The organism is Bacillota bacterium, from assembly GCA_013178045.1.
GTDB lineage: Bacteria > Bacillota > Ch66 > Ch66 > Ch66 > Ch66.
Genome location: JABLXP010000016.1, coordinates 1 through 17,590 on the forward strand (window position 1 = coordinate 1; position 17,590 = coordinate 17,590).

At 48.2% G+C, this 17,590-nt stretch carries 18 protein-coding genes; 5 read left to right on the plus strand and 13 right to left on the minus strand.

Going from position 1 to position 17,590, the window contains the following annotated elements:
* The coding region (locus HPY81_08080; protein NPV27383.1) for an IS1634 family transposase at positions 1-304 on the plus strand (304 nt) is incomplete at its 5' end.
* 196 nt (positions 305-500) lie between these two features.
* On the opposite strand, the gene HPY81_08085 is transcribed toward HPY81_08080, so the two are convergent.
* From HPY81_08085 to HPY81_08120, 8 genes are all read right to left on the minus strand, one after another.
* Entirely contained in the window at positions 501-737 is a 237-nt protein-coding gene (locus tag HPY81_08085; protein NPV27384.1) for a hypothetical protein, read from the minus strand.
* A 209-nt stretch (positions 738-946) separates the two neighbouring features.
* Positions 947-1,144 carry a hypothetical protein gene (locus HPY81_08090; protein NPV27385.1) on the minus strand — a complete coding sequence of 66 codons (198 nt, stop codon included), beginning with the start codon at positions 1,142-1,144 and terminating at the stop codon, positions 947-949.
* A 179-nt stretch (positions 1,145-1,323) separates the two neighbouring features.
* On the minus strand, positions 1,324-2,607 hold the full coding sequence (gene hcp, locus HPY81_08095) for a hydroxylamine reductase (protein NPV27386.1): 1,284 nt from the start codon (positions 2,605-2,607) through the stop codon (positions 1,324-1,326).
* A 91-nt stretch (positions 2,608-2,698) separates the two neighbouring features.
* On the minus strand, positions 2,699-3,127 hold the full coding sequence (locus tag HPY81_08100) for an Rrf2 family transcriptional regulator (protein NPV27387.1): 429 nt from the start codon (positions 3,125-3,127) through the stop codon (positions 2,699-2,701).
* Between the two features lie 67 nt (positions 3,128-3,194).
* Positions 3,195-4,136 carry an EamA family transporter gene (locus tag HPY81_08105; GenBank protein NPV27388.1) on the minus strand — a complete coding sequence of 314 codons (942 nt, stop codon included), beginning with the start codon at positions 4,134-4,136 and terminating at the stop codon, positions 3,195-3,197.
* Between the two features lie 183 nt (positions 4,137-4,319).
* On the minus strand, positions 4,320-6,332 hold the full coding sequence (locus HPY81_08110) for an S-layer homology domain-containing protein (protein ID NPV27389.1): 2,013 nt from the start codon (positions 6,330-6,332) through the stop codon (positions 4,320-4,322).
* 156 nt (positions 6,333-6,488) lie between these two features.
* Entirely contained in the window at positions 6,489-6,902 is a 414-nt protein-coding gene (locus HPY81_08115) for a YjbQ family protein (GenBank protein NPV27390.1), read from the minus strand.
* 303 nt (positions 6,903-7,205) lie between these two features.
* Positions 7,206-8,204 carry an asparaginase gene (locus HPY81_08120; GenBank protein NPV27391.1) on the minus strand — a complete coding sequence of 333 codons (999 nt, stop codon included), beginning with the start codon at positions 8,202-8,204 and terminating at the stop codon, positions 7,206-7,208.
* 273 nt (positions 8,205-8,477) lie between these two features.
* On the opposite strand from HPY81_08120, the gene HPY81_08125 reads away from it, so the two are divergent.
* The 3 genes from HPY81_08125 to HPY81_08135 all read left to right on the plus strand — a co-directional run bounded on the left by HPY81_08125 (position 8,478) and on the right by HPY81_08135 (position 10,778).
* Positions 8,478-8,780 carry a hypothetical protein gene (locus tag HPY81_08125; GenBank protein NPV27392.1) on the plus strand — a complete coding sequence of 101 codons (303 nt, stop codon included), beginning with the start codon at positions 8,478-8,480 and terminating at the stop codon, positions 8,778-8,780.
* A 36-nt stretch (positions 8,781-8,816) separates the two neighbouring features.
* Entirely contained in the window at positions 8,817-9,161 is a 345-nt protein-coding gene (locus HPY81_08130; protein NPV27393.1) for a cupin domain-containing protein, read from the plus strand.
* A 168-nt stretch (positions 9,162-9,329) separates the two neighbouring features.
* On the plus strand, positions 9,330-10,778 hold the full coding sequence (locus HPY81_08135) for a hypothetical protein (protein ID NPV27394.1): 1,449 nt from the start codon (positions 9,330-9,332) through the stop codon (positions 10,776-10,778).
* Here HPY81_08135 and HPY81_08140 read toward each other — a convergent pair.
* From HPY81_08140 to HPY81_08155, 4 genes are all read right to left on the minus strand, one after another.
* On the minus strand, positions 10,775-11,191 hold the full coding sequence (locus tag HPY81_08140; protein ID NPV27395.1) for a transcriptional repressor: 417 nt from the start codon (positions 11,189-11,191) through the stop codon (positions 10,775-10,777). The genes HPY81_08135 and HPY81_08140 overlap by 4 nt on opposite strands.
* A 71-nt stretch (positions 11,192-11,262) precedes the next feature.
* Positions 11,263-12,084: a metal ABC transporter permease gene (locus tag HPY81_08145; GenBank protein NPV27396.1), complete on the minus strand. Its 822-nt coding sequence runs from the start codon at positions 12,082-12,084 to the stop codon at positions 11,263-11,265.
* Positions 12,077-12,874, minus strand: a complete 798-nt coding sequence (locus HPY81_08150) for a metal ABC transporter ATP-binding protein (GenBank protein ID NPV27397.1) — start codon at positions 12,872-12,874, stop codon at positions 12,077-12,079. The genes HPY81_08145 and HPY81_08150 overlap by 8 nt, the downstream gene beginning before the upstream one ends.
* Before the next feature lie 5 nt (positions 12,875-12,879).
* Positions 12,880-13,842, minus strand: a complete 963-nt coding sequence (locus HPY81_08155) for a zinc ABC transporter substrate-binding protein (GenBank protein ID NPV27398.1) — start codon at positions 13,840-13,842, stop codon at positions 12,880-12,882.
* A gap of 224 nt (positions 13,843-14,066) precedes the next feature.
* On the opposite strand from HPY81_08155, the gene HPY81_08160 reads away from it, so the two are divergent.
* The gene (locus HPY81_08160) at positions 14,067-17,237 is read left to right on the plus strand and encodes an efflux RND transporter permease subunit (GenBank protein ID NPV27399.1); all 3,171 of its coding nucleotides are present in this window, start codon (positions 14,067-14,069) and stop codon (positions 17,235-17,237) included.
* Here the strand turns inward: HPY81_08160 and HPY81_08165 are convergent.
* Positions 17,179-17,586, minus strand: coding sequence for a hypothetical protein (locus HPY81_08165; protein NPV27400.1), 408 nt, complete (start codon positions 17,584-17,586; stop codon positions 17,179-17,181). The genes HPY81_08160 and HPY81_08165 overlap by 59 nt on opposite strands.
* Positions 17,587-17,590: the final 4 nt, after the last annotated feature.

Here is a 17,590-nt window from a genome sequence, read left to right on the forward strand (position 1 = left end):
AGTACGTCCAATCTTTCATTGGACTGAAAAGCGCATAAAAGGCCATTTTGTTATTTGTTTTCTGGCTTTCTTGCTCGAAAGGACCTTAGAATTCCGTCTGAAAGAACATCAATTGTTTATTAGTCCAGCCCAAATTCAGGAAGCTTTGAGTTCATTGTTGTTTACAGAAATGGAGATAAATAGCCAAAGATTTTTGGTGAAGATGCGTCCAAGTGATAATGCCAATAAAATTTTAAGAATATTACGCATTTCCCCACCGAAGAATATGCTGCCTGTTGAAGAGGCAGGAGAATTCGCCTGGTAGAGGATGTGGGTACAATTTGCGCATCTTTATATGAAATATTCCTTGTTTTTTAAGGCTTTCTGGCCTTAAACTGACAAAGTCAGGAGTATTTAGTATTTTATTTTAGCATTTTTATTTTATCATTTTTATTTTAGCATATTTGCACCCTGAGCATGACCTTTAGTTAAAAGTTTTTATGCAAGAATGTAACTTTTCGTTATCGGTCGCAACGCTTGGCGATAATACTGTACTCTCCCTCATGCCCACCGCGGGGTTGATAATCAAAGCCATGCTCTTCGAGAATTGCCAACAGTCGGTCAGCCTGGTGGGCATCGGTGCACTCCACCACAATAGTCAGGTGATCGTCTTTTCCGATCTCGGGTAGAGCAGCCAGCAAAGTTTGGACGTCATCAGGACCGACCTTGGGTCGGAAGTCAAGCAGTATATCACCCATCACTATTTCCTGATTTCCGAAAAACGGCTGAGCAACGTGTCGGAAACCAGGCTTCACCTCCTGTTAATATTTTTGCCCCCCTAATTTAAGCGACAGTGTTGAACACTGGTCTGAGGTTAGTGTTCTCTGGAAGCCTAACTGACAAATAATGATTGAGCATCTTCGGCTGAAAGTCAACACCTGTGGTTAGTTTTAGTTAAAGAAGAGAATCATTCCGATCGGCGGTGCATCACCCATAAGATACTAGAACTGGTCGTTAGAATCGAGAACGCGATTCCTTCAAAAAGTAGACAGGCTTGCAGTGAGATCTCTCCTAAGTAGGCAAAAAAAGCCACCGCTGCCATCATCGGGATGATAAAAATTAAGCCAATTATGTAGAACAGTTTCCGTTCAGGGAGATGGCTCATCAAGATCACCTCCCGAAATACTTCTTTATTTTTTTATTATAATTTTTATAATTTTATTATAACGAAAATAAGCTACAATAATAAGCCACAATGAATTAATTTTCATCAAATAGAATCAACCCTGGGACTTTGATGTGACTCGAAGTACCAGGGCTTTGATTAGCAAAAAGGAGAAATTATTACCCAAGAATAGCTTTGATATCGGCCTCCGGCGTGGTGATCGGCTGAATGTTATAGTTTTCCTGCAACACTTTGAGGATATTCGGCGTAACAAACGCCGGCAGGGTGGGCCCGAGACGGATATTCTTAATTCCCAGGTAGAGCAGAGTGAGCAGAATAGCCACCGCCTTTTGCTCGAACCAAGACAGCACCAGACTGAGCGGCAGATCGTTCACGCCGCAGCCAAAAGCTTGCGCCAGAGCAACAGCCACCTGGATTGCGGAGTAGGCGTTGTTGCATTGACCCATATCAAGTAGACGTGGAATACCGTCAATTTCACCAAGATCGAGGTAGTTGAAGCGGTACTTGCCACAGCCCAGGGTCAACACAACGCAGTCCTTCGGCAGTTTCTCCACAAATTCAGTGTAGTAGTTGCGACCAGATTTGGCGCCATCACAGCCACCGACCAGGAAGAAGTGCCGAATCTTACCCGCTTTGATTGCCGCGATAATGTGTTCGGCTAAACCAAGTACTGCCTGATGATGGAAACCGGTCATGGTGGTCGGGCCGAGATTGTCCGGCAACGGTGGTAAGGCCAGAGTTTTTTCGATCAGCGGTGCAAAGTTTCGATCCTTGATATGCACAACACCGGGCAGGTCGGCTACACCACAAGTAAACATGCGGTCCCGGTAAGAATCCTTAGGTAACAAAACACAGTTGGTTGTTCCGAGGATTGCGCCGTTAAACGCGTCAAATTCCTGGTGCTGGTTCTGCCAGGCTGTTCCGTAATTGCCGACAAGATGCGGAAACTTTTTAAACTCCGGGTAACTGTGCGCCGGCAACATCTCGCCGTGAGTATACACATTAATGCCTTTCCCCTCTGTCTGTTTGAGGAGTTCATACAGATCCAATAAATCATGGCCAGTAACAAGTATCCCGCGGCCGGCCTTTGTCCCTACCTGGACCCTGGTCGGTTCTGGTGCCCCAAAACGTTCGACGTGTGCCCGGTCCAGCAGTTCCAGCACGCGTAGATTCATCTCGCCGGCCTTTAGAAGCAGTCCAATTTGACTTTCCAGGTTGAAGTTTACATTTGTCAGGGTTGCAAAAAGACCTTCGGCCAGAAAAGCATCCACCTGCTCGTCAGAAGCACCCAGCTCCCTGGCATGATAAGCATAAGCCGCTATTCCCTTGAGCGCGATCACCAGCAAGTCCTGCAGGCTGGCAATGTCTTCATTCTTCCCGCATACCCCTACCTTGGTGCAGCCGGTACCTCCGGCCGTCTGTTCACACTGGTAACAAAACATTTACATACCTCCTTGGATTTTTAATGACTCTTTGCTGATACAGGATTAATTTGGTCCACTTTAGGGTAGAAAAAAGTATTTTAGACGCTGCTTATCCCCCCTTTGCATCCAAACCACGGAGCTGGTTTACCAGGTCCTGGAGCGTAATCCCGTTCAGAAATTCAACAAATTTTTGCTCCATGTCTCGCCAATTATTTTTGATCCGACACTTGGGAGCACGTGGACACCCATCCTTCCCCAAAAAGCATCGGTTCATGGCCAGCTTGCCCTGCATGGTTTCTACCACCTCAAGTACATTTACCTGACGAGGCTCTTTCGCCAAAGAAAACCCGCCCTGGACCCCCCGGTGAGAGTTCACCAGACCACTCCGAACAAATTTTTGCATGATTTTTTGGAGAAAATCAATGGGTATATCTTCACTGGCGGCAATTTCCCCCGCGTTCACTACCGTGCCTGAATGAAGGGCAAGGTAGACAAGTGCCCGCAGGGCGTAGTCTGTATTCCGTTTGATGATTTCCATATCAGGTCACTATCACCCTTCTTTATACAAGACTATTTTAGTCCATATTTTAGAGAATGTCAAGATACTAAGTGGTTGAGCCACTGATTTTCCTTGGCTCGGCTACCTGTTCTAGCGGGGATACCGCTTCCCGTTGAGCAGTCGCCAGAATGATCACTGCACACACGATCAACACTCCGCCCAGCATTTGCTGGGGAGCCATCGTTTCCCCTAAAATCAAGTATGCGGTTATCGCCGCCATCACTGGCTCAAGCGTACTGGTTATAATGGCCTTGGTCGCGTGGAGATAGGTCAGTCCCTTAAAATATAGACCAAACGGGACGATCGTCGCAAAAATGGCAATGTATAGGAAAAATAGCAGGTCACCGGTCGTATATTCGCCAAACTGGTCGAGAGACGGGGGAGCCACGAGCAGCCAGAAAAACGCCCCAAAACCCAAACTATAGGTTAAAGTCGTCCAAGCGCCAAACTTTTTGGCCCCTTTTTGCGCGTAGAGGGTATAAAAGGCAGCAAAAAATGCCGAAGCTAGCCCGCTGATAAGCCCGCGGCAGCTGATCACCACCGTTCCCAGTCCACTGCCCGTCAGGATTAAAACACTTCCCCCCAAAGCCAGGGTAAGGGCCATTGCTCGGTTCCAACCAAGCTTCTCCCAGCGAAAAACCACCGCGTAAACAGCGACAATCGCTGGTGACAGGTACTGAAGAAATACGGCCACCGCCACGTTGGCCTGGCTCACTGTATACAGGTAGGTAAACTGAACCATGGCCATGCCGAAAACACCCAGAATAGCAAAATAACATAAATCACTCCATTTTATTCGCAGTGAATCAGGATGGGTTATCAGGAGGTATAGCCCTAAGAGGACGGCTGACAAGAACAACCTGATTTGTACAAGAGCCAACGGGCTGACTGCTTCCCCGTTAAACAAAAACTTGGCCACCGTACCAGAAATACCCCAGAGCGAAGCAGCAGTGATAATCAAGATTAATCCCTTGAGTTCAGAATTCAACGGTAAAACCCCTTTCATAACTTTTATTATACACCAATTAAACCATCAGCCAATCACCAAGCCAGTTAAAATAATTGATCGCACCAGCGCAACGTGAGACATAAATCCAAATTAATATCGATACAAAAGGGGCGCTGGATCGCACCCCCTCACTTATGGTTGTCTTAACCAAAATTTTTAAAACTAGTTGCGTTCGGTAATGATGATCTTCTCTACCACGTCATCGAAAATGATTAACTGAACCTCATCGTCAGAATCGATGTCTTCCAGATCATACGACTTACTGTTGTACGTGATTTTCGCGTTCTTACTGACGTCATAAGTCTGACGGGTCCCACTGGTTTTTTCAATCCTGATTCGCTCTTCGTCCTCATAGACAGTCACCACTTTTCCTTCCACCACTTCACCCACCACGATTCGGGTGATGTTATTCCTGCTGTCCAGGCGGATCTTCACCCAATCCCCCACATTGACATCATCCAAACCCGGGTTGCTGTGGCCTTCGATCTCGATATTGACATCACGTTCAACATCATAGGTGGTGTAATCCCCGTCAATGTCCTTCACCCGCAGTGTATAGTTGTCTTCATCGACCCGGGTTACTTGGACAATCTCATCTTCATCGTCACTGTTCACCCTAATCTCAACAATTTTATCACCTCTCAGTCTGACTGACACCTGGTCACCCACCTCAATATCACTCAGGTCAGGATGGCTGTAACCGGGAATTTCGATATCTACGTCACGATCAACATCATAAGTTGTCCGGTCGCCATCCTGGTCCTCAAGGCGCAGCGTCCAGTTAGAAGTATCCACGCGCACGACTTCCCCCTTCACTGTGTTGATGTCATTATCACCCACTTCCAGGGTAAGGACCCGTTGCCCATCCAGAGTTAACTCGACCGTATCACCAATGTCGATGTCCGACAGCTCTCCGTCATCGCCATCAACCTGGATTGCCGTCCGCGACGTGACGTAAGCAGCGATTAGTTCTCCTTCATTGGTCCTGACCGTGATCACGTCTTCATCGTGATTGATGCTGATCACCCTGGCCGTAATGACATTACTGATAGTCCGTGAACTGATGAGCTTTACCACCTGATAATTGTCAACCCAGACCTCAACTTCATCGCCAGGCTGTAAGGCACTTAACCCCAAACGTCTTCCATCTGTACTCACCACCTCGACCGAGCTAGGCACGGAATAAATCTTCAGTTCACCCGCGGAATTTCTCAGGGTAATAATCTGCTGTCCCTGGTTGACCAGAACAACCTGCCCCGAAAATTTTGTTCGACTCTGTCCCGATGCAGCGTAGGCTTCAACCATCCCAGCCTCCTCGGGGGAAACCAGGATCAGCCTGACCGGGTCACCTGTCCAAAGATCGCTCAGCGTACCTCGCCTGTCTCCGATAAACACCCAGCCACCATCAGCGAGGTTGTAAGAAGACACCCGCCCGCTACCATCTCTGACTGTCAAACGGTTGGTATAAACATTCTCCACCGTGCCAGCCACAACATAGTTAGTCACATTTAAATATTGCTCTGCCCGGCTCAAGACCGTCACCATCTCCGCTCTAGTCATAGGTAGATTAGGCTGAAAGGTTTGGTCAGGATACCCAGTCACGATGCCCAGGTTTTGCGCAACATAAATGTAACCCCGTGCCCAGGCTGGAATCGCAGAATTGTCGGTAAAAGTCATCTGGCGCTGCGCCGCAGCTTTGGCTTCTTCATCCTTGCCCAGCATCCGGACAATTAATTGGCAAGTCCAAGCCCGGGTGGCCGGGTTAGCCCACTGAAAGTTGCCCCCATCCGCATCGATTAAACCACTTCGCACCGCCACTGCCACATAACCCCTGGCAAAGCTCGGTATGTTTTGGAGCGCGATTTTCTTTGGCAAACTTAGATTGGCACTATTAATCAGCCCCTGGGCTTCAGATTCCCATCCCAGTTCTCTAACCGCCATAATCAGAGCCTCGGCTTGCTTTATAGTTTGGTTGGGCTTGAAAGTCCCGTCTTCATACCCGCTGACGATTCCCCGTATCTTCATTCGTACGATATACTTCTGAGCCCAGGGTACACCCTGAACATCGGAAAAGCTTGCCACCACCTTAGCCAGTATGGGCCTAGAGAAACCAAAGATTAGCACCAGAGCTAACAAAATCACAAAGGATGTTCCCCGTTGCCAAACCTTATTCATTTACCCTCATTCCTCCTCGTAAATGGATTCATCCTTAACAAACACAGCAATAAATTACACTATATCGTTCTTTTCGCTGACAGGAAATATATTCCTGCATCTGAGCTAAAAAATAAAAAACCCCCTTAAGGAGGCTTTCCGGAAAAGATGATGAAATTATTCACCCATCACCTTGATGATCAGACGTTTGCGCCGTTGTCCGTCAAATTCAGCGTAATATATCTGCTGCCAGGGCCCCAAATCCAGCCGGCCGGCGGTAACTGGTACAATCACCTGGTGGCCAACCAGAATGTTTTTTAGATGGCTATCGCCATTGACTTCCCCAGTGCGGTGATGACGGTAGTTCGGGCCGGTCGGGGCAAGCCGTTCCAGCATTTCATCAATGTCTTGGATGATTCCCTCCTCTGCGTCATTGATGTAAACACCGGCCGTGATGTGCATGGCTGAGACCAGGACCATTCCCTCAGTCACCCCACTTGCGGCCAGTACCCGCTCAACCTCACGGGTAATATTGATGTATTCCCGTCGCTTCTTGGTGTGAAAGTACAGGTACTCAGTATGAAATTTCAACCAGTTCACCCCCTTCCCGCTCATACCAGATAAACGATCTTCCCCTGGAGGAAAGAATCTTTGACGGTTCTTGCAAAAAAATCATAGATTTCATTATTGAGGCTAAAGTAGACACAGATATGACCGTTATGGTTAACATTTACCCAATGGCAAAAGCCAATGATTTTGATGGAGATTGATTTCGATGGAGATTGATTTTAATGGAGATTTTTTCTCACTGAAATATTTCCATTAATTTCTGATCGAGTGGATAACGCAAAGCATCCGGCTCCACAAAAACCCGTTTGGGGTAAAATCGCTTACTTAATCAAACACCGCCTCTAAATAGCCGATTCGCTCGCCCCGGTTGTTAGTAAGTTGGGGCTGGAAATAGTTTTCCAAAGCCGAAAGTTCACGTTCCGAAAGAAAATCCAGCTGTTTCAGGAGTTTGACGACCACCGGGTCAACCGCCCGGTTGTTACCATCGTCAATCTTCACGCAAATTCCCAGGCCTTCACTTAGCAAGGCCACGTTAAACACCCCTTCCGCTCCAGCTTTAGCCACCAACCGTCCCCGAGTAACCTCCATCAGGACGGTTTCCAGTCGGCCGGTACCGGCGACGAAGAACGGCTCATTACGAATCGCCTCAAGGATAATCCGGGCTGCCCGGCCGCGGACGTCACCGAATCCCTCCTCTGGGATGGCCAAACGGGCATACGCCAGAGCCATCCGACTGATCGGCAAACCAAAAACAGGTACACCGCAGCCGTCAATACCTAAAACGATCTCCGCCGGATTGACCGCACATACCTCCGCCACCGTTGCCAGCATCATTTGCTGTACCGGATGCCCGGGCTTTAAATATCCTTCAATGGGATAACCTTTTAGTTGGGCCAGAGCCAGCATGGCTGTGTGCTTACCCGAGCATGGATTATGCAAACTAGTTGCCGTTTTCCCCAACCGCAGCAGTTCACGGGCCGTCTTGGAATTAATTGGCACAGTCACACCACATTGGAGATCACTAACGGTACACCCGATTTTGTTCAGGATGCCCTGCACTAGTTCTATATGCTGCGGTTCGCCACTATGAGATGAAGCCATTATGGCAATTTCCGCCGGGGTGAGACAGAAATGCTCTACTCCGCCGGCTTCGACCAGTGGCAAAACCTGAAAAGGTTTCGCCGCAGAACGCCAATAGGTAAAACGATGCGGGTCACCCAATGACTGCCGAATTTTCCCATGTCGGTCAACGACCACCACATCTCCGTGATGCCGACTTTCAACCTGTTCTCCACGTACCACATGAACTAGAATTTCCGACATTCCCATCACCCACCATACTATTTTCGTAACTATTAATGCTACTCGCACATCACCACTTTATTCCGGAAGTGGAATGTTCGTTTATAATTTTATATATCAATAATAATATAATAATAGCAATAAGGGTAGTATAAACCTTATAGCATATTATACCCGCTTACAGTCAACTTTTCTGCTCCAGAAGAAAATCAATCGAATGCATAAGATCAAGATGGACAGACAAAAATACTTTTCAGGAAAGCATAAAAACGTTTTAAGGAGGTAAACCTGAACATGATTTGCGCCGAAGTTTCACTTTATCCATTAAAAACCAACCAGGCCAGTGAAATTATTAACGAATCGTTAACTACCCTGGATCGGCAAAATGTTGACTACAAGGTTGGCTCAATCAGTACCCACATCCACGGAAATGCTGAGCAAGTTTGGGCTAGCCTTCGTCAACTGTTTGACAAGGCTCAAGCCGCCAGCGAGGTAAGCATGGTAGTTACAATCACCAATGCAGCTGATGACGAGATTCAGGGGCGGCACCGGGTTCAAGGTCGCCCGGTCAGGAGCCGGCAGATTGTTGACCTTTAATTTTATTTAAAAAAACCATAAGGAAGTGAGTGGCTAGTGGGTAAAGCCGAAACCGTTTTTCTCAACCCTCAATTCAGTGACCAATCAGCCAATAAGGTCAATAATTTTACGGGAGAAGATCTGACCGCCGATACTTACTACTTCAAATCTGGCCAAGTCTTGCCTTACCACCGTCACCCCCACGGCGACCAGGTCTTCTTTATCCTGAAAGGCGAAGGCAATTTCTACCTGGACAACGGTGGAGAAGAAGTGGTCGAGGTTAATGAAGGATCCATTATTTATGTGCCGGCGGGAGTCTGGCATAAGTTAGAAAATACTGGTACGGAGTTAATCGCTTCCCAGGTAACGGCAGCCGGGGCCGGTCACGAACCCCGCAGTTAGAAAAAGTAGGGGAAAGATAACCCCCTACTTTTTCTATCAGTTAGCCGGAAAAAAAGGCAATTGTTTTTTGCAGGAATCACCCTTATAAGTGTGGAAAAATCTATACAAGAGAACAACTGGTTAATCCTTGTAATCCAGCACCCAATCAAATCCAAGGAGGAAAAACATATGAAACCTGTTCGTCGACTGCTAACCCTGATTCTTACTGCGTTCCTGATCCTCAGCCTGGCCACCCCTCTCCAAGCCGGTGAGTTGCTCGACCGCGGGGTATACCTGCAACAACTGACCAAAAAGAATGATAAAGGAGAAGTATTTGCGATCAGTTACCTGCGGGTTAACTTAAGCGACCCCAAGATAGAAATTAAGCCGGTTCTGGCCAAAGATAAACTTGGTGAAGTTGAGCCACTCACCCAAATGGCTAAACGCTACGGAGCCATCGGCGCAATTAACGGTACCTTTTTTAACTTAAGTAAGAACGAGCCGCTCCCGCTTGATACGGTCATTTTAGATGGAGAGGTTCTGACTAAAAACAACCGTCAAGCCACCTCACTGATCATCACCCGGGACAGGCAAATATCGTTTGACGACTTTCTCCCCATGGTAACAGTCCGCTTAATCAACCAGAAAAAGATCTTTCAAATCAGTGGGGTTAATCATACTTTAGGCGAAGGAATCGTGCTCTACACTCCGCTTTTCGGGGCCACCACAAAAACCCCGCCAGGAATCACTGAGTTCGTTGTGGAGAAGAATGAGCAGGGAATTACCGTCATCAAGCAAATGGTTAACGGCAACGCTACCATCCCCGCTAACGGCTATGTTCTATCTTTCCAGGGAGACAAGAATCCTTTTGCTAAATACTTTTCCGTGGGCGAGCCGGTGGATATTCGTACCAGTTTCCGAGATAAAACCGAATTGTTACATCTGCTGGCAAATGGACCACTTCTTGTCAGAGACGGGGCCCGGCCCGTGCCCATCAATCTGGAGGGTCTGCAGGGTGAAATTACTGGTCGACATCCCCGTTCTGCTTTGGGTTTAACGGCTGACGGCCGCCTCTTGCTGGTGGTAGTCGATGGGCGTCAGCCCAATGTCAGCGTAGGAATGACCTTCGAAGAACTGGCTGACCTGATGATCGAGTTAGGAGCAAAAGAAGCGATGGCCTTAGATGGTGGCGGTTCCGCCGAATTACTGGCGAACGGTAAAATCGTCAACTCACTATCCGAGGGAAAAGAGCGTGCCCTAAGTAATGGTATTTTGGTTATTTCTCAGATCCCAGTCTACTTAAATGATAAACGGCTGTACTTTGTCGATGTTCCCCCAACCATTGAGAATAACCGGGTGCTGGTGCCGTTACGGGCAATTTTTGAAGCCCTTAACGCGGAAATTGACTGGAATAACGAAACCAAGACCATTACCGCTACCAGGGGTAAATCAAAAATAAGCCTTACCATCGGCAACAAATACGCGAAAGTCAACGGGCGGACAGTTAAGCTGGATGTGGCCCCCACCATTGTGGACGGACGCACCCTCGTTCCCGTTCGTTTTGTGGCCGAAGCCCTCGGTGGCAAAGTCAGCTGGGACGACGCCGCCCAAAGCGTCTATATTAACATCCGAAATTAATCCTGGCACTTGGCACAGTAACCGTAAACCTCGAAATGGTGACGAGCCGGCCTGAATTTTTTATCGCGCATAAAACAATCAATTGTCTTATCTACCGGGCAATCCGGGATGTCCACCGTATCTCCACAGCCCAGACAAATCAGGTGGTGGTGATGCCCACGTTCGGCCAATTCGTATCTCGATTTACCATCGGTAAAAACGACTTTAGACAGCAGGCCAAGTTCCGTGAGCACTTCGAGATTGCGGTAGACAGTGCCCAAGCTGATATTCGGCTGTGTTTGCCTAACTGCCTGATAAATCTCTTCCGCGGCCAGATGGATCTTCTCTTGCTTTAAGAGGTCCAAAATTGCTCGCCGCTGCCTGGTTGAACGAGTGCCTTTTCGGGAACGTTCAAGATCATTTGTTTCCGGCACACTCCATTCCCCTTTCTGCCTGTAACGTTAATTAACCAGGTTATTGCAAGTGGTTGCATGCTTGATGTAATCTAAGTAACTGGACGACGTCTTCGTTTTATTCTTTGGACCATGATGATCGCCAGCAGGCCGAGCACAGCTGTCATGACCACCGTTCCCCCGGGCGCCCAATCAAGATAGAAAGCTGCGATCAGACCGATCACTACCGAGGTCACACTGAGTCCGATGGCCAGCCACACCGTGCGGCGAAACCCCTGCTTGAGCTGTAAGCTGGCTGCGACTGGAATGACCATCAACGAAGACACCAGCAGGATACCCACGATCCGAAGCGAAGCCGCAATGGTGAACGCTGTCAAGAGAATAAAGACAATATTGATCATGGCTACTGGTATACCGGCCAGATGTGCCGCCTCTTCGTCAAAAGCAATATAAAACAGCTCTTTACGGAGTAACCAGACTACTAAAATGACCAGCAAACCCAGACCGGTGATGGCTTTAAGATCTTGTCCACTGACCGTTAAAATACTACCGAATAAATAAGCAAAAACTGAGGTGTTGTATGACTTACCAACACTCAGCAAAATTATAGCCAGACTGATACTGCTGGACAGAATAACGGCGATGGCCAGTTCTGAATATTGCCGGTACTCATTGCGCAATCTTTCGACCGTTAACCCGGCCGCGATCATGAAAGCCAGGGCCCCGTAGACAGGATAAACACCGGTTAACATTCCAGCCGCCACGCCGGCCATGGCCGCGTGGGAAAGGCAGTCGCCAATCATTGATAATCGCTTCAGGACAATGAATATACCGATAACCGGGCAGATCACACCGACAATCAGCCCTGAAACCAGTGCCCTGATCATAAAATCATACTGAAGAAACTCAGGCATGATTTATACGCACCCCGCAATCTCCTTCATGACAGTGGATGAGCGGCTGCATGCCAATTCCATAGACTGCCGCAATATTCTCCGGTTTCAATAAATCCGCGGTTTTTTCGTGCACAAACAGGCGGCTGTCGTTTAAACAGGCGACCCGATTAACTCGCTCAGTCACCACCCCGACATCGTGGGAAACCATCACGATGGTCATCTGCCGCTCCTTATTCAGCCTTTCCAGCAGTTCGTAAAGGTGCTCCTGGGCCTGAATATCCACCCCAACAGTTGGCTCATCCAGGAGCAGCAACTCCGGGTCGCTGACCAGAACCCGGGCAATAAACACCCGTTGCTGCTCCCCGCCTGAGAGGTACCCGATCAGACACTGTCGTTTTCGCTCCAGACCAACAGTCTTCAATGCCGCGGACACCTTTTGCCAGTGGGCCGGCTTTAGTCCGCGAAACAAACCAACATGACTGAACAGATTAGCGGCCACCACCTCCTCAACCGTGGCTGGAAACCCCATATTAAAAGCCGCGGCCCGCTGCGCAACATATCCGACTCTTCCCCACTGGCGGAAAGAGGAGATCGGCTCACCAAATAATCTGACTTCCCCACTCCAGGGCGTCAATAAACCTAGCATGAGTTTGAGTAGGGTTGTTTTCGCCGAACCATTGGGACCAACTATCCCCATGAAATCTCCCTTGTGGATGGTTAAATTGACGTCGCGCAACACAGGTCGGTTGTTGTACCCAAAAGTTAAGCCACTAATTTCAATGATACTGGACTTCGGTAAACTCCCCATCACGCTCATTCCTTATCTTGCAAAGCAATCTTAAGATTCTCCAGATTACTCTTCATGGTAGAAAGGTAATTTTTACCCTGCTTTAAGTCTTCCTCAGTTAAGCCATGAACAGCACTTAAAACTAGCGTTTGCGCCCCCACCTCTTTCGCCAGGGTCTCGGCCACTTTCGGGCTGTATGTCGATTCAAAGAAGATGTGTTTTATCTTATTCTGCCGGGCAAAATCAACAATCTTCTTCAGTTCGCCTGGTGAAGGCTCGCCTTCGGTACACAGACCGAGGATACTCACCTGCTTCAGACCGTAGCGGTCAGCTAAATAGGCAAACGCTGGCTCAGTTACTACAAATTCTTTTCGTGTAGCTTGACTTGCTACTGCCCGGAATTGAGCGTCCAAATCGTCCAGCGCTGCTGCAAAGCGAGCGTAGTTGGCCTCAAAAGTTTCTTTGTTCTCGGGACTTACCTGAATCAGGGCCGCCTTGATATTAGCCGCCTGCTGCTTGGCCCGCATAGGATCAAGCCACACGTGGGGATCGTATTCTCCTGAGCTGGCCTCAGCAGACTTGATTGAATATCGTCTATCTTTTTCACCCTGATTCGGTTCGTCGTCATGCTTTGCCTTAAGTAGGCTAATCCCCTGCGATGCATTCACAAAAAAACATTTACTCCCTTTCAATGCACTTTGGAACGAGTCCAGCCAAGGCTCCATCCCGAGCCCATTGTAGATAAATAAATTCGCGCTCTGCAGACTGGCTAAATCCCTGGCTTTGGGCTCCCAATCATGTGGTTCAGCGCCCGCCGGTACTAAACACACCACCTCCACCTTGTCACCGCCAATCTGCCGGGTAAAATCATACAGGGGGTAGATACTGGCAATAACTTTGATTTTTTTCGACTCGCTATTGGCTGAAGTGACGGATTTCGGTTTTCCGCAGCCAATTAGCCCTGTAACTAATATAAACAAACACACCATCAGGAGCAAAAACTTTGATTTCACAGGACCACCCTTATTAATAAAGATTCCTATTATTGTTATATGTTTATTATTCCACGTTGTCAAGTATGTCTGGAAAATTAATGTTCCAGTGACCAGTTTTTGTTCTTAAGATTGAACTGGATTATTCAAAATCTCTCTGTTATTTTATAAATAAAAGATGGGCTAAATATTTCAAAGCTTCTGCCGAGGGGGAATTGTTGATGCGTTTAACTGAACTGGCAGTTAAACGGCCGGTGATGATGAGTATGGTGTTTTTCCTGTTCATTTTCCTGGGATTGATCAGTTTCCCCCGGATTGGAGCAGACCTTTACCCACCGGTAAATATCCCATATATCTCTGTTTATACGGTTTATCGTGGTGCCGGCCCCGAGGAAATAGAAACCCAGATTATTAAACCAATTGAAGACGCAATCTCTGGCTTAAACAATATTAAAAAAATTACCTCCACTGCCTCCGAAGGGCTAGCCGTTACAGTCATCGAGTTTTCTATGAACGCAGACCTTGATAATGCCGCCATAGACGTCCAAAAGTGTGTTGACAGCATTCGTGGAAAACTACCTCGCGATGTCGAAAATCCTACTGTCCGTAAATTCGATTTCAATGCCGATCCGGTGATGATCCTGGCTTTAGCGGGTGATATGCCGCTTGAAGACATCTACGCAATCGCTAGAGATCAGATTAAGGACCGCCTGCAACGCCTCCCTGGCGTAGCTCAAGTCAATCTCATCGGTGGCAAAGAACAAGAAATAAAGGTTGCTGTTGACCGTAACCGACTGAATAGCTACGGCCTTACCATCGGAACAGTGATCGCCCGCATCTCCGCCACCAATATGACGGTCCCGGCCGGCCGGATCGACCAAGTCAAGGACGAATACTTAATCCGGGTCCGGGGAGAATTCCGCGACCCTGAGGAAATAAAAAATCTCAGCCTACCTTTGCCGGCCGGCGGGCAGGTCAGTTTAAAAGAAATCGCTACTGTTAATTACGGTTTTAAAGACATCAGGACCTACAGCCGTTTAAACGGCCAAGACGCCGTGGCCATAAGCATCCAAAAGCAAAGCACAGCCAGTCTGGTTGCTACCGCAGAGGCAATTAACCGGGAGTTGCCCCAGATCCGAGAACTTCTACCACCTGGCGTAAATTTGACGGTCGCCCGCGATAACTCGATTTTCGTGCATCAGTCTCTCAATGGCACCTGGTCCAACTTGATCGAGGGAATTCTGACTACGGGCCTGGTTTTGTTCTTTTTCCTCCGGGAATGGCGTTCAACCCTGATTGTACTCCTCGCTATTCCTACTTCCTTAATCGCCACTTTGACGTTCATGCACTTTGCTGGCTATTCCTTTAACCTGCTCACGCTCATGGGATTAACCATGTGTATTGGGGTGCTGGTCGACGACACTATCGTCGTTTTAGAAAACATCCACCGGCATCGGGTACAACTAGGCAAAGACTCGGCCGCTGCCGCCCTGGATGGCCGTAGTGAAATTGGGATGGCAGCTGTTGCGATCACACTGTCCGATGTGGTCGTCTTCGGCCCGATCGCCTTCATGACTGGCATAGTCGGTCAGTTTTTCAAGCAATTCGGCCTAACTATAGTATTTGCCGTGCTTTTTTCTCTCCTGGTATCTTTTACCCTGACCCCCATGCTGGCCGCCCTGCTGTTTAAAAACGTGCCGCTGTCAGAGCACAACTCGACTAGTAAAATTAACCAGTGGAAACAGGCAAGGAAGTGGGTAGCCTTGCAACACCGGACCTACGCGAAATACGAAAACTTTTTGCGCTGGTCTTTCAATAACCGTCGCTGGATCATGATTATCTGTTTACTAGCTCCCACTCTGGCCTTTGCATTATTGCCACTCAAAATCATTAAAACTGAGTTTATGCCACGGTATGATCAAAACCAGTTAACCATTTCGCTGGAGATGCCCCCTGGAACATCACTGACCGAGACTGACGCCGCTTTAGCAAAACTGGAAAAAAAAGCGATGGAATTGTCTGAAATAGAAAGCACTTTTGCTACCGTAGGACGAAGTGGCGAGCAATACATGGGGTCAATCAACGCCCAAAGTGGTAATATTTTCGTGCGTTTAGTACCCAAAAATAAACGGTCTCGCACCCAATGGGAGATTGCCGAAATAATGCGCGGCTGGGGAGACGATATACCTGGGGCCAAAGTATCTGTCTTCGAACCTTCTGGTGTCTATCCACAAATGGCTCCTATCCAGATTAACATTACCGGACCAGATCAAGACAAATTGCTGTCTATTGCCGAACAAATTAAAAAAACCGTGGAAGCAACCCCGGGAACAACTGATGTCGATAGTTCCTGGAAAATTGGCCAACCAGAAATCCAGGTCGAAATCAATCAGGTAGCAGCTGACTACTACGGGTTAAACGTAAGTGAAATCGCGGGTACGGTCAGAGCAGCCGTAGAGGGAGAAATTGCCACGCGCTATCGAAAATCAGGTCAGGAGACTGATGTCCGAGTATTGATCGCTGAGGCCAACCACTCCAGTATCTCGGAGCTGGGGAGCCTGGGGATTATAAACAGTCAGGGTCAGATCATCCGGCTGGAGCAGGTAGCCAGTCTTAAAGAAAACGTGGGACCTAGTGAAATTAAACGCTTAAATAAACAAAGAACTGTCACTATTAAAGCCAACCTTTCTGACCGTCCTCTAGGCGAAGTCATGCAAGAGATTCGTCGGGAAGTTGAAAAAATTGCCCTGCCACCGGGTTTTGAGGTTTTCTATGAAGGCGAAACCCGTGAGATGGAGGAAAGTTTTGCAGAATTATGCAGAGCCCTGATTATGTCAATCGTTTTTGTGTATGCCATCCTGGTCATGCTATATGAATCTTATCTAATCCCAATTATTCGGATGCTCTCGCTACCGCTCGGGATGGTCGGAGCCCTGTTAGCCCTTGCCGTGACTGGTAAAACGCTCAACATCATGTCTTTTATTGGCCTGATCATGTTAGATGGTTTAGTCGCCAAGAATAGTACCTTGCTGATCGACTACACTCATACCATCATGAGCCGCGAAGGACTACCACTGCGCGAAGCTCTGTTGAAAGCAGGCACTACTCGATTGCGCCCCATCCTGATGACCACGGTGACCATGATTACCGGCATGCTGCCTACCGCACTAGCTATTTCACCAGGCAGTGAAATACGTGCCAGTATGGCAGTTGCCTTGATCGGCGGCTTGCTGTTGTCTACTCTCTTGACCCTGGTAGTAATCCCGGTAGCCTATACCATGCTGGATGATCTCCAGCGAAAATTCAAAGGCTGGAAGACTTTTCGCTTCAGATCTACCTGGGCAGGAGCGGGCGCAAAAAGTCGTGAATTCTTTCGAAAAGTAGACCGGTGATAAACCAGACCGGGGCATAGTCCAGGCGAATAAATCCATTTACCGAATAGCGTGTTGCCCAGGTGTAATCCCAGGGCACGCTCCCCGTCAGTATCTTTAGCACCCAGCCAGCCGTATATTCCACGGCAAAAATGGCCACCACCCAGACCAGGCCCCGTACAATCCACGACCAATGCCGGATGTAATCATGCACTGGTTCCAAAAACACGGCCAGCCCATAAATCGGTAGCATCCACAGGTAAGTATAGCCCATCAGCCGCCACTCGCCCCGGCTGAACGATCCCAGTCCGGTCCAAAATATTTCCAGACTCCAGCCTAATAACCCGTAAATAAAAAACCGAATCATCATGTAT